At 73.9% G+C, this 13164-nt stretch carries 7 protein-coding genes; 3 read left to right on the top strand and 4 right to left on the bottom strand.

What is annotated here, in order from left to right; translation table 11 throughout:
- The first annotated feature begins 166 nt into the window (after positions 1–166).
- Positions 167–814, top strand: coding sequence for a GGDEF domain-containing protein (locus AB0C02_RS16440; protein WP_357548873.1), 648 nt, complete (start codon positions 167–169; stop codon positions 812–814).
- A gap of 13 nt (positions 815–827) precedes the next feature.
- Here AB0C02_RS16440 and AB0C02_RS16435 read toward each other — a convergent pair whose 3' ends face one another.
- Both AB0C02_RS16435 and AB0C02_RS16430 read right to left on the bottom strand, forming a co-directional pair.
- Positions 828–1832 (bottom strand): aminoglycoside phosphotransferase family protein, encoded by a 1005-nt coding sequence (locus AB0C02_RS16435; protein WP_357548872.1) that lies wholly within the window; start codon positions 1830–1832, stop codon positions 828–830.
- Between the two features lie 11 nt (positions 1833–1843).
- Positions 1844–2338, bottom strand: coding sequence for a type II toxin-antitoxin system PemK/MazF family toxin (locus tag AB0C02_RS16430; protein WP_357548870.1), 495 nt, complete (start codon positions 2336–2338; stop codon positions 1844–1846).
- A 317-nt stretch (positions 2339–2655) separates the two neighbouring features.
- On the opposite strand from AB0C02_RS16430, the gene AB0C02_RS16425 reads away from it, so the two are divergent.
- Together AB0C02_RS16425 and AB0C02_RS16420 are read left to right on the top strand one after the other, a co-directional pair.
- Positions 2656–3174: an NUDIX domain-containing protein gene (locus tag AB0C02_RS16425; RefSeq protein ID WP_357548867.1), complete on the top strand. Its 519-nt coding sequence runs from the start codon at positions 2656–2658 to the stop codon at positions 3172–3174.
- Between the two features lie 32 nt (positions 3175–3206).
- Complete coding sequence (locus tag AB0C02_RS16420; RefSeq protein WP_357548865.1) at positions 3207–4433, top strand: hypothetical protein; 1227 nt, start codon at positions 3207–3209, stop codon at positions 4431–4433.
- 68 nt (positions 4434–4501) lie between these two features.
- Here AB0C02_RS16420 and AB0C02_RS16415 read toward each other — a convergent pair whose 3' ends face one another.
- Entirely contained in the window at positions 4502–9997 is a 5496-nt protein-coding gene (locus AB0C02_RS16415) for an amino acid adenylation domain-containing protein (RefSeq protein ID WP_357548864.1), read from the bottom strand.
- A complete protein-coding gene (locus AB0C02_RS16410) occupies positions 9997–13116 on the bottom strand; it encodes an amino acid adenylation domain-containing protein (protein WP_357548863.1) in 3120 nt (1039 codons plus the stop codon). The genes AB0C02_RS16415 and AB0C02_RS16410 overlap by 1 nt, the downstream gene beginning before the upstream one ends.
- Positions 13117–13164: the final 48 nt, after the last annotated feature.

Raw genomic sequence — 13164 nt, 5'->3', positions numbered from 1 at the left:
CTATTGCATCTGCAATGGACAGCGAGCATGATACACGCATTGAGGTGTACCCATCCGTTTACTGTGGGTCACCCTGACACCGGTTATGACCAGGAAAAACACCGGTCCGGCCCGGTCGGTCCCGATGCCGCCCGGCAGGGCCGACGGGTGGGGCGAAGGAGGGCGCGTGCCGGATCCGATGACCGTCGCCTCCGGTATCTCCGCCGCCGGCGCCCTCGTTTCCGCCTGGCAGTTACGCCGCCGAGCGCTCCGGGCCGAGGCGGAGATCGAGCTGCTCCAGGCCGAGCTGGCAGCCGAGCGGCACGCGGCCAGCCACGACCCACTCACCGGCCTACCGAACCGGCGCGCCTTCTACCGACTGGCCGCGGCGCTGCTCACCGACGCCGCGGGCGAGCCGTTGGTGGCGATCGTGCTCGACCTGAACGACTTCAAGCTGGTCAACGACAACTACGGGCACGCGGCCGGTGACCAGGTGCTGGTCTGCATGGCGCAACGGCTGTCCGCATTCGCCGGCGACAATCTGGTCGCCCGGCTCGGCGGGGACGAGTTCGCCGGGCTGCTGGCCAGCCCGACCGTCGACCGGCGATGGATCGAGCACGCCACCCGGCGGCTCTGCGAGGCGCTCGCCGCGCCGATCCCGCTCGGCGCCCGCACCGTGCAGGTGACCGCCTCCGTCGGGCTCGCCCCGGTGCACTGCCCGACCCAGCTCGCCGACGCGCTCTGCCGGGCCGACGCGGCGATGTACCAGGCGAAGAGCGTCGGCGCGGCGCGGCCCCGCCAGCTCGTGGACGCCCCACAGCTGGCCGAGTGCTGAGCGGCCGCGCCGGTCAGCTATCCCAGCGGCCCAGGTCGCGCAGCGCGCCGCGGGCGAGGCCCACCAGACCCGCTGGCGAGAGCAGCCCCTCCACGATCCGCAGGGCCCGGACCCGGTCGGCCTCGGACCGGCCGGCGTCGGCCACCTCCGCCGACCAGCTCCACAGGTCGTCGAGCGCCCGCACCCCGAGGTGGTACGCGAGCCGCACCCGGTCCGGCTCCACCGGGCCGTAGCCGGCACGGAAGGCGGCCTCGTCCAGCCGGCTGTCGAAGGCGAACGCCGGCCCGCCGCCGAACACGAACATCAGGTCGCGTTCCCGCGGGGCGAGCAGCGCGTCGTCCCAGTCGACCAGCCAGACCTCCCCGCCCGGGCCGAGCAGTACGTTGCCCAGGTGCGGGTCGCCGTGGCAGACCACCAGCTCGGCCGGGCAGGCCCGCAGCTCCGCGCCGAGCCGGTCGACCCGGTCCAGCAGCCGCGCCGCGTCGGCAGCGACCGCCCGCCAGTGGGCGGCCACCTCCCGGGTCCACCGGTCGGCCGAGCCGTCCACCGCGTGCAACCGCCGGTCGGTTTCCCGCACCGCCGCCGCGATCGCGGCGTGGGTGTGGTCCTCGCGGGGCAGCCCGGCCAGTTCGTCGGCCAGCGGCACCGCGTGCGCGGCGGCGAGCAGCGCACCGAACCGACGCCAGTGGCCGGGGCGCATGCCGCCATCGGCGGCCCGCTCGTCGGAGACCCACGGCACCACCCTGAGCCGGCGTCCGTCGTGGCCGGCGCTGAGCCGCCCGTCCCGGGTGACCAGCGGCGCCGGGATTCCCGATACGCCCCGCCGGGCAAGCCCGGCGGCCACCACGAGCCCGGCCGGGGTGCCGCCGCCGCTGAGCTTGACCGCGTACTCGTGGCCGTCCCGGGTGGTGGCCCGCCACAGCGTCGCAGTCGGATCCGCGCCGAACCCCACCGGCACGGCCGTGATCAGGGTCAGCCCGAACTGCTCGGCGACTCGGGCGGCGAGCCGGTCGTCCACGCGCCGCCCGCTCAGCGCCAGCCATAGTCGGCGCGCAGCGCCTGGCCCACCCGGTCGAACCGCGGCCGGTCCAGCACCGCGCCCTCGCGTCGGATGCCGTCCTCGCGCATGGTGAGCACTCGATCGAGTCGTACCCAGCTCGGGCGGTGGTCCCGGTCCCACTCCCCCGGGCCGAGGGCGAGCCAGTGCCGCTGGCCGTCCCGGTCGCTCTGGCTCGAGAGCATCAGCCCGAACACCGTGCTGCCCTGCCGGCCGACCACCAGCACCGGGCGGTCCTTACCCTGGCTGGGGTCGTCCTCGTACGGGACCCAGGTCCAGACGACCTCCCCCGGGTCGGCCTGCCCGTCCGGCTCCGGGGCGTACGACAGCTCGCGCCGCTGCAGCGCGGCGACCTGACGACGCCCGGTTGCCTGGGCCGGGATGGGCCCGGCGGTAGGGGCGGGCGGTGTCGCGCCCCCGGTGATCCAGCCGAGCCGGGACGCCACACTCCTCAACAGACCAAGCACGGCGGGCAGCTTATCTCGCACGCGCTCCTCCCGGACCGCGTTCCTGGCCACGGCTGGCGGGACAGACCCCATGATCAGCAATCAAAGTGGCCGGTCGCTGCGTAAGGTACGAGGGTTTCATGAAGTCCGGCCCGGAATACTATTTCGGTGTCCGGGACAGGTACGACAACTGCGGCAGCTGACGCCGCCAGGCTGACCCTGCTGGGGCCGGTCCTCGGGCCGACCCCAGCATCGTTTTGCTCGACTGGGCGGCGGGGCCACCTCGACCGACATCGCCGCAGAGTGGACCGGCCGGCACCGACCCGTTGGAGGAAGCGATGACCCCGGAGCTGCCCCGCGACCTGCCGGTGATCGAGCGCCGCGCGGTCCGGGTGGTGGTGCTCGACGACACCGGACGGGTGCTGCTGTTCCACACCCGTGACCCGGACCATCCCCGGCTCGGCACCTGGTGGGAGCTGCCCGGCGGCGGGCTCGACCCCGGGGAGACGTACGTCGAGGCGGCGGTACGGGAGCTGCGCGAGGAGACCGGCATCGCGGTCGGGCCGGCGGACGTGGGCGCGCCGACCTGGCGGCGGCGGGCCAGCTTCATCCATCGTCAACTGCGCCACCTGCAGGACGAGGTGGTCGTGCCGGTCCGGCTGCCCGGGCCGGGACCAGACGTGGACGAGGGCGAGCGACTCGACTACGAGGTGGAGGACTACTTCGGCTTCCGGTGGTGGCCGGTGACCGAGATCGTCGCCTCCCGGCCGCGCTGCTACCCGGGTCGGCTGCCCGAACTGCTGCCGGCGTTCCTGGCCGGCGCGGAGATCGACGAGCCGTTTGAGTTGTGGTCCTGACGAAGTGCACCGCCAACAGGCACAGTGAGGTGATGAACCCACTCCACGGACCTCTCGCCCAGTACGCCGAGCGCCTGCACCGCGTCGCCGGGGACGCGCACCACGTCGCCTCCCCGCTCGGCGCCTGGCTGCTCCTCGCGCTCACCGGTCCCGCCGCCACCGGCGACACCCGCGCCGCCCTGACGGAGGCGCTCGGCACCGACGTGGACAGCGCCGCCGTGGCGGCCCGCGCGCTGCTGGCCACGCCGCATCCGCTGGTCGCCGCGGCCACCGCCCTGTGGGAGCGGGCGCCCTTCGAGGAGCTGGCCGGCTGGCGGGCGACCCTGCCGGAGCGGACGCAGACCGGGCCGCTGCCCGATCAGGCGACGCTGGACGCGTGGGCACGGGAACACACCTACGGCCTGATCGACCGGTTCCCGATCGGTGTCACGCCGGACGTCCTGCTGATCCTGGCCAGCGCGCTGGCCACGAAGGTGTCCTGGGCCGAGCCGTTCCAGGTGGCGCCCGCCGGCCAGCTCGGGCCGGGCAGCCCCTGGGCGGGCCGTCTGAAGCGGGTGCTGCGTACCCCGGGGCACGGTCACCGGTGCTGGATCACGGCGAGCGCGCGGGCCGGTGACGTGGCGGTGCACGCCGCGCCGGCCCAGCCGGTGGCCGCCGCCGACGGGAAGGCCGGGATGCTGGTGGTCTCGGTGGCCGCCGCACCGGATGTGCCGGCGGCGGACGTGCTCGCCGCCGCCCAGAAGATCGCGGCCGGCGCGGCCACCGCTCCGGACGGGACTGCGCCGGGCCGGCGCTCGCTGTACGACCTGCCGCTGGGCGACACGCCGCTGTGGACGCTGCGGGAGGAAACGGTCCGCGCATTCGGCCGCCAGGAGCGAATCAACGCGGTGTTGCCGTGCTGGTCGGCGGAGAGCCGGCACAACCTGACCCCGGCCGGCTTCGGCGTCGCCGCGCGGGCGCTCGGCGCTCTCTTGGGGCTGTCGGAGCCGCCGTACGAGGCGGTTCAGTCGGCGGTGGCCCGGTACGGGCGGTACGGCTTCGAGGCCGCTGCGGTCACCGCGTTCATGGTGGCGACCGGCCTGCCGCCCGAGGGTATCGCCCGGGTGGCGGAGCTGCGGTTCGGGCACCCGTACGCGGTGGTGGCGGTGGCCACCGACAGCGCGGGCGGCCCTTGGCACGGCCTGCCGGTCTACTCGGCGTGGGTGGCCGAGCCAGCGGAGCTGCCCGAGGACGAGCTGGCGGATCCGCCGACGCGGTGATGAGCGCGGGGGCCTCCGGCCGCATGGCCGGAGGCCCCCGCATCGCGCGCGTGAGAAGGGGCCCTCCCTTACGCCGAGACCGGCTCGCGCTCGGCGGCGCGGGCGGCGAGGCGGCGTTCCCGTTCCTGGGCGCCGATCAGGTCGTCCGGGAGCGAGTCCTCCACCTCGAGGTCGAAGCGGCGCAGCAGCCGGATCGCGAAGCCGCCGAGGGTGACCAGCACGAGGGCCACCCCGAAGCAGACGTACGCGAAGCCGATGCCCCGACCGGGACCGGTGCCGATCACCGCGCCCACCGACCCGGCGAGCGACCCGCCCGGGGCGAGCATCGGCTCGAACAGGGCGGTGGCTCCCGGCGCGAGCAGCGCGAAGCCGATGGGCAGCGTCGACCAGGCGATGGTCTGGTTGAGGCTGAACACCCGGCCGTGGTAGCGCTGCGGCACCTTGACCTGGACGATCGTCGCGTAGATCGACTGGGCGGTGGTCATCGCCATGGCCAGCCAGCACATGCCGACGCAGATCATCGCCAGCGAGGCGTCCAGGCCGATCAGGACGCAGCCGATCGCGGTGCCGAGGTTGGCGACCAGCACGCCGATCATCCGCCGCCGGCGTGGGCCGCCCCACAGCGACATGAGCACGCCGCCGAGCACCGCGCCGACCGCCTCGGCGAGGGCCACCTGCGCCACCTGTGTGGGGGTGCCGAAGGAGAGCACCAGCGGGGTGGCGAGCACCAGCGCGGGGGCGAGGAAGATGTTGCCCAGCGCGAAGTAGCCGAGCATCAGCCGGAAGCCTCGGTGGCGCCAGGAGTAGCGCATGCCGTTGGCGATGGCCACCAGCAGCCGTTCCCGGGGCCGCCAGCCGAGCAGGTCGGGGAAGCGGACCACGGCCAGGGTGGCCACCGCGACCACGTAGCTGACCACGTCGACGAGCAGGATGCCCTTGAGCTCGATCGCGGCGAGCAGGCCGGCCGCGAACACCGGCATCAGCAGGGTGGCCACGCCGGTGGAGAGCTGGGTGATGCCCATCGCGTGGCCGAGGTAGCGCTTCGGCACGAGCTGGGGCACCGCCGACTGGAGCGCGATCCGCTGGAACGACCCGGCGACAGAACTGAGCGCGACCAGGATGTAGATGTGCCAGAGCAGAAGGTTGTCGGTCCACAGCAGCACGGCGAGGACCAGCTGGATCGACCCGGCGATGGAGCTGGCCACCATCATGATCCGGCGGCGGCTGACCCGGTCGACGATCGCGCCGGCGATCGGAAGCATCAGCACGCCGCAGATGAGCGCGAGCGCCCAGAGCAGGCCGAGGTCGGCCACCGACCCGGTCCGGTTGTACAACCAGATCGGCAGGGCGAACGAGGTCAGCGCGGACCCGGTGCTGGAGACGAGCTGACCGATGGTGATCGCGAGGAACCGGGCCATGCTCGGCTTGACCGTCGCCTTGGCCGGCTCCGCCGCCTCGCCGACGCGTAGGCGGTCGAAGGCCGCCCAGCCGGCGTCCTCGCCCCGAGCCTCGGGGGTGAGCGCCGCGATGTCGCCGGCGGCCACCGCCGGGTGGACCCGGGTGACGATCTCGGCCAGTTCCTCGGCGCGGTACTTCAGGAAGAAGTGCCCGGCCTGGTCGAGGACCACCAGCCCGAGGGTGTCGCTGAGGAACTGCCACTCGGCGTACCGCTCGCGGTAGTAGTCGGTGACCGGGTCCTCGGAGCCGACCACCGAGATGATCGGCGCGCGCAGCTTGGTCGCCTGCTGGTCGAGCAGCCGGGTGAAGTATTCCTCGGAGGCGCGGGAGTCGGCCCGCATGTTGCTGATGATCCGGTCGGCCTGCTCCGGCTCCAGCTCGTCGGTGTCCACACCCATCGACTTGAGCCAACTGGCGTAGTGCTTGTTGCTGCGCAGCTGTTCGAGCCGGTTACGCATGCTCGCGAAGAGGCCCTTGGGGCGGGCGAAGGGGAACATAGCGCCGATGTAGACGGCTTCCAGGTCCCGCCCGGCCGCCTCCACCTTGCGGGCCACCTCCGCGACGATGGCGCTGCCGACGCCGCAGTGGCCGTAGAGGGCGATCGGCCCTTCGACCCGCTCCAGGATCTCCTCGGCGACCCGGGTGGTCAGCTCGTCGAAGGGCAGCGCGTCCTCGGTGAGGCCGACGTCGTGCCCGGGGATGGCGAGCGACCACAGGGTGTGCCCGGCCGGCAGGGCGTCGGCGAGCGGCTGGTAGACGATCGCGCTGCCGCCGCCGTACGGGACGCAGACGTAGGACAGCACCCGTTTGCCTGCGGGGACCGGCTTGGTCAGTTCGTAGAGCAGCCGGCGCGGCCCGTCCTCGGCGGCGTCACCGGAGATGAACGCGGCCAGCTCGCGGATGGTCCGCTGCTGGAACAGGTCCATCACCCCGACGGGTCGGCCGCCCAGCTCCGCCTTCCGGATCTTGGCGACCACCTGGGTGGCGAGCATCGAGTGCCCGCCCAGGTCGAAGAAGTCGTCGTCGATGCCGAGGGTGTCGACGCCGAGCACCTCGGACCAGATGGCGGCGAGGGTGCGCTCGGTGTCGTCGCGCGGCTCGACCAGCGCCACCGACGCCTCGCGGGTCACCACCGGCGCGGGCAGCGCCTTGCGGTCGAGCTTGCCGTTGGGGGTCAGCGGCAGCGCGTCCAGCGTGACGAACGCGGCCGGCACCATGTACTCCGGCAGGCTGTCCTTCAGCGCGGCCTTCAGCGCGGCGTGTTCGGCCGGGCCGACCAGGTACGCGGTGAGCCGCTTGTCGCCGGGGCTGTCCTCGCGGACGATCACCGCCGTCTCGGTCACCCCGGGCTGCTCGCGCAGCGCGCTCTCGATCTCGCCCAGCTCGATGCGCAGTCCGCGCAGCTTGACCTGGTGGTCGATCCGGCCGAGGAACTCGATGACGCCGGTCTCCCCCGGCGCCGGTGGCGCCACCCAGCGGGCCAGGTCACCGGTGCGGTAGAGGCGGGCGCCCGGTTCGCCGGAGAACGGGTCGGGGACGAACTTCTCGGCGGTCAGCGCCGGCCGGCGGTGGTAGCCGCGGGCCAGCCCGACGCCGCCGATGTGCAGCTCACCGGCGACGCCCACCGGGCACTCGTTGCCGGCCGGGTCGAACACGTGCAGGCGCAGGTTGGCGATCGGCGCGCCGATCGGCACCCCGGTCAGCCCGGCGAGGCGGGCCGGGTCGCAGGGCCAGGCGGTGACGTCGATGGCCGCCTCGGTGGGGCCGTACAGGTTGTGCAGCCCACACCAGGGCAACCGGGCGGTGAAGTCGAGCGCGGAGGCCAGCGGCAGCTCCTCGCCGGAACAGATCACCCGGCGCAGCGCGGTGGCCGCCTCGATCCCGTCCTCGGCGAGGAAGACGGTCAGCATGGACGGCACGAAGTGCGTGGTGGTGATCCGCTCGGCGACCAGCAGGTCACGCAGGTAGCCGGCGTCCTTGTGGCCGCCGGGCTTGGCCAGGACCAGCCGGGCGCCCTCGCGCAGCGGCCAGAAGAACTCCCACACCGACACGTCGAAGCTGGCCGGCGTCTTCTGCAACACCGCGTCGTCGGCGCCGAGGCGGTAGGTCTTCTGCATCCAGTCGAGCCGGTTGACGATGCCCCGGTGGCTGTTCGGCACCCCCTTGGGCCGGCCCGTCGAGCCGGAGGTGTAGATGACGTACGCCAGGTGTTCGGGGCCGGCGACCGGCTGCGGGTCGGTGGTCGGCTGGTCGGCCCAGGCCGGGGCGTCGTCGAGGGCAAGGACGGTGGCGGCGGTGTCCGGCAGCACCTCGCGCAGGTGCTGCTGAACCAGCACCACCGGCGCGTCCGCGTCGGTGACCATGAAGGCCAGCCGGTCGGCCGGGTACTCCGGGTCCAACGGCAGGTACGCGCCGCCGGCCTTGAGCACGCCGAGCAGGCCGGCGACCAGTTCGAGGGAGCGTTCCGCGCAGACCCCGACCAGGGTCTCCGGGCCGACGCCGGCGGCGCGCAGCCGGTGCGCGATCCGGTTGGCGGCGGCGTTCAGCTCGGCGTACGTCAGGCTGTTGCCGTCGATGGTGACCGCGACCGCGTCCGGGGTGGTGGCGGCCCGCTCCTCGATCGGACCGTGCAGCGTCTGCGTACGCGGGAAGTCGGCGGTGGTGTCGTTCCAGGCCGCCAGCAGCGCCCGTTCCGGCGCGGGCAGCAGCTCCAGCCGGGAGACCGGAGTGTCCGGTGCGGCGACGACCGACGTCAGCAGGGTGGTCCACCGGTGGGCGATCCGCTCGACGGTGTCCCGGGTGAACAGGTCGGTGTTGAAGACCAGCTTGCCCCAGAGCCCCTCGACGGTCTCCACCGCGTGCAGCTCGAAGTCGAACCGGGTGGCCTGCAGCTCCATCGGCGTCCACGCGAAGCGCACGTCGTCGGCGCCGGAGACCTCTCGGAAGCGGCCCATCTCGTAGTTCTGCAGCACGAACATGGCCTGGAACACCGGCGACCGGCTGACGTCGCGAGGCAGTCCCAGCTCGTGGACCACCTTGGCGAACGGCACCTCGGCGTGCTCGAAGCCGTCCAGCACACCGCGCCGGGTGCGCTCCAGCAGCTCGGTGAAGGTCGGGTCGCCGGCCAGCTCGGCCCGCAGCGGCAGCATGTTGATGAACATGCCGACCACGTTCTCCAGCTCCGGCGCGGACCGGCCGGCCACCGACGCGCCCACGGCGAAGTCGTCCTGGCCGGCGTGCCGGGCCAGCAGCACCTGGTACGCGGCGAGCAGCGTCATGAACAGCGTGCCGCCGCTGGCCCGGGTGAGCGCGTTGAGCCGGTCGGTGGTGGCCAGGTCGAGCCGGAACTCGACGAAGTCGCCCCGGTAGGTCTGGGTGGCCGGACGGGGCCGGTCCAGCGGCAACTCCAGCGGGGTGATCCCGGCGAGCCGCTGCTTCCAGTAGTCGATGTGCGCCCGGGCCTGCGGACCGTCCAGCTCCTGCGCCTCCCAGACGGCGAAGTCGCCGTACTGGACGGGCAGGGTGGGCAGCTCGCCGTCCCGGTACAGGGTGATCAGGTCGCGCAGCAGCACGTCCACCGACCAGCCGTCGCCGACGATGTGGTGCTGACCGAGGAAGAGCACGTGGTCGTCGTCAGCCAGCCGGATCAGCAGGGCGCGCAGCAGCGGCCCGTGGGCCAGGTCGAACGGTTCGGCGGCGGCCGCCTCGACCAGGGCCTGCGCGGCCTCCTCGTCGGCGGCGTCCACCACGGTCAACGGCACCTCGACGAACTCCTCCACCACCACGGTGGGGCGCCCGTCCGAATCGGCCGGGAAGCGGGTACGCAGCGACTCGTGCCGGGCGCTGAGCGCGGCCAGCGCGGCGCGCAGCGCGTCGACGTCGAGCGGGCCGCGCACCCGCAGCGGCACCGGGATGTGGTACGCCGCCTCGCCCGGGGCGAGCTGGTCCATGAACCAGACCCGCTCCTGGGCGTACGACAGCGGCACCTCGGCGTCTGCGGGCCGGGGGCTGATCCGGGCCGCGGGGGCGGCCTGGCGGGCGCGCAGCCGCTTGGCGATCAGCGCCTGCCGGGCCGCTTCCCGGGTCGGATCCTTCAGGTCGGTCATCAGTTGCGTTCCTCTTCCGCCGCGAGCAGCGCGGCGACCTCGGTGTCGGAGAGCCCGTCGAGCTCGGCGGCGATCCGCTGCTCGATCTGGGCCGCCAGGTCCGCCACCACGGGGCTGCTGAACAGCGCCCGCATCGGCAGTTCGACGTCCACCTCGGCCCGGATCCGGGCCATCGCCCGCATGCCGCGCAGCGAGTTGCCGCCAAGGGCGAAGAAGTCGTCCAGGGCGCCGACCTTCTCCACCTGGAGGATCTCGGTGTACACCTCGGCGACCAGGGTCTCGGCCTCGGTGCGCGGGGCGAGGTAGGCGTCCTCGGCCGGCACGGTGGCGGCCGGGGCGGGCAGCGCCGCCCGGTCCAGCTTGCCGTTCGGCGTCAGCGGCAGCGCGTCGAGCCGCACCAGCGCCGCCGGGATCAGGTGCGTGGGCAGCTCCCGGGCCAGCGCGGCGCGGACCGACTCCTCGTCGGCCGGGCCGACCAGGTAGCCGACCAGGGTGGGCTCGCCGGAGTCGGTACGCACCGCCACGGCGGCCGCCCGGACGTCCGGGTGGGCCAGCAGGGCGGTCTCGATCTCGCCCAGCTCGATTCGCATGCCGCGCACCTTGACCTGGTCGTCGCGGCGGCCCAGATATTCCAGGCTGCCGTCGGGACGCCGGCGGGCCAGGTCGCCGGTGGCGTACATCCGCTCCCCGGGCGACCCGTACGGGCAGGGCAGGAAGCGCTCGGCGGTGAGGCCGGGGCGACGGTGGTAGCCGCGGGCGAGCTGCGGGCCGGCCACGTACAGCTCGCCGACCACGCCCGGCGGCACCGGCTGCCCGGCGGCGTCGAGCAGCAACGCCCGGGTGTGCCAGGTGGGCGTGCCGATCGGCACCGGGCCGGCCGGGACCGGCTCGCCGGGGGCGATCCGGGCGGCGACGCAGCCGACGGTGGCCTCGGTCGGGCCGTACTCGTTGATGACGGCGACGTCGGGGTGGGCGGCCCGCCAGGTGGCGAGCTGCTCGCCGGTCAGCGCCTCGCCGCCGATCACCAGGTCGACGGTGGGCGATAGCTCGCCGTCCAGCAGCGGCAGGTGGCTCGGGGTGACCTTGAGGAAGGTCGGCCGGCCACCGACCCGGGCGGCCGGGGCGTCGATCGCGGCGAGCCGGACGGTGCCGCCGGCGGTGAGGGTGCCGAGCAGGCCGGTGACGGTGAGGTCGAAGGAGACCGGCGAGTGCAGCAGCGCCGTGCCGGACAGTCCCGGGTAGGTGTGCCGGGCCCAGGCCAGGTAGGCGGTCACCGCCCGGTGCTCCACCACCACGCCCTTGGGACGCCCGGTCGAGCCGGAGGTGTAGAGCACGTACGCGGGGTGGTGGGGGCGCAGCGGGGCGACCCGGTCGGCGTCGGTGAGGTCGGCGTCGGGCTGGTCCGAGCCCGCGGTCGCGTCCAGTACCAGCGCCCCGGACGGCACCAGCGCGGCGGTGTCCGGGGTGGCCACCACCAGGGCCGGCTCGGCGTCCTCCACCAGGTAGGCGATCCGCCCGGCCGGGTACGCGGTGTCGATCGGAACGTACGCCGCGCCGGTCTTGAGCACCGCGAGGATCGCCACCAGCAGCTCGTGGGAGCGGGGCAGGGCGAGCGCCACCCGGGCCTCCGGGCCGGCGCCGCGGGTCACCAGCAGCCGGGCGAGCCGGTTGGCGGCGGCGTTCAGCTCGGCGTACGTCAGCGACACCCCGTCGCAGAGCAGCGCGACGGCGTCCGGGGTGGCCGCGGCCTGCCGCTGCACCTCGTCGACCACGGTCGCCGGCGGCACCTCGGGCGCGGCGTCCGGCCCGAGGCCGAGCACCAGGTCGCGTTCGGCGTCGGCGAGCAGCGGTAACGCGGCGACGGCCCGGTCCGGGGCGGCGACGGCGGCGGTGAGCAGCCGGACGTACCGGTCGACGACCGCCTCGGCGCTGGCCCGGTCGAACAGCTCGCTCCGGTAGACCAGGCGACCCTCGTCGGTGGCGATGTCGAACGCCAGGTCATCCTTGGTGGTGCCCAGTTCCACCGGGTCCAGGCCCGAGTCGGGAATGAAGTTCAGCGCGGTCTGGAAGATCGGTTGCACCGACGGGTCGCGCTGCGGGGCGATCGCCTCGACGATCTTCTGGAACGGCGTCTGTCCGTGCTCCATCGCGTCGACCAGGCCGTCGCGGACCCGGCCGAGCAGTTCGGCAAAGGTCGGGTCGCCGGAGACGTCGCAGCGCAGCGCCACCGGGTTGACGAACATGCCGATCAGCGGGCCCACCTCGGCGCTGTCCCGGCCCGCGGTGGAGACCCCGACCACGAGGTCGGTGTCGCCGGAGATCCGGGACAGCAGCGCCGCGAAACCGGCCAGCAGCACCATGTACGGCGTGGCCGACGCGCCGGCCGCGACGGTCCTGACCCGGTCGAACAGCCCGGCGGGCAGGTCGAAGCGCACCTCGTCGCCGGCGAAGCCGAGCTGTGCCGGGCGGGGCCGGTCCAGCGGCAGGCCGGTGACCGCCGGCGCGCCGGCCAGGTGGCCGGTCCAGAAGGCGAGCTGGCGATCCAGTTCCGCGCCGGTGAGCTGGTCGCGCTGCCAGACCGCGAAGTCGGCGTACTGGATGGGCAGGTCGGGCACGGCGGGCTCGCCGCCGGTCAGCGCGGCCTCGGTGAACGCCTGCTGCTCCTGCTGGAGCAGCACCGCCGAGTGGCTGTCGAAGACCGCGTGGTGCACCACGCACACCACCGTCCAGGTGTCGCCGAGGCAGACCAGCCGGGCCCGCCACAGCGGCGGCGCGTCCAGCGGGATCGGCGTGCGGGCCAGTTCCGTGCGGAGCCCGTCGAGCGCCGCGAGCCGCTCCGCCTCCGGCAGGTGACTCAGGTCCACGGTGGGCAGCGTGACGGGCTCGTGGGCCCGCACCACCTGCACCAGGGCGCCGTCGTCGACCCGCAGGTGGGTCCGGAGCGACTCGTGCCGGGCCAGGATCTTGTTCACGATGCCGGTGGCGCTCTCCGCGTCGACGCCGACCGGGAAGCGCATCGGGACAGCGATGTTGAAGACCGGCGAGTCGGCGTCGAGCTGGTTGGCCAGCCACACCCGCTCCTGGGCGAAGGAGGCCGGGAAGGTCCACTCCTCGGTCATGCCGCCACCTCGCTCCGCTCGGCGTCGGCATGAGGCACCACGACGCTG

It is taken from the genome of Micromonospora sp. NPDC048999, assembly GCF_040649295.1.
Taxonomy (GTDB): Bacteria; Actinomycetota; Actinomycetes; order Mycobacteriales; family Micromonosporaceae; genus Micromonospora.
Note: the sequence above shows the minus strand (reverse complement) of the source record. Positions and strands in the feature narration are given on the sequence as shown.

Excerpts from the sequence above, each read along its gene's own strand:
- AB0C02_RS16425 (WP_357548867.1), top strand. The coding sequence starts at position 2,656 with ATGACCCCGGAGCTGCCCCGCGACCTGCCGGTGATCGAGCGCCGCGCG.
- AB0C02_RS16420 (WP_357548865.1), top strand. The coding sequence starts at position 3,207 with ATGAACCCACTCCACGGACCTCTCGCCCAGTACGCCGAGCGCCTGCAC.
- AB0C02_RS16415 (WP_357548864.1), bottom strand. The coding sequence starts at position 9,997 with ATGACCGACCTGAAGGATCCGACCCGGGAAGCGGCCCGGCAGGCGCTG.
- AB0C02_RS16410 (WP_357548863.1), bottom strand. The coding sequence starts at position 13,116 with ATGACCGAGGAGTGGACCTTCCCGGCCTCCTTCGCCCAGGAGCGGGTG.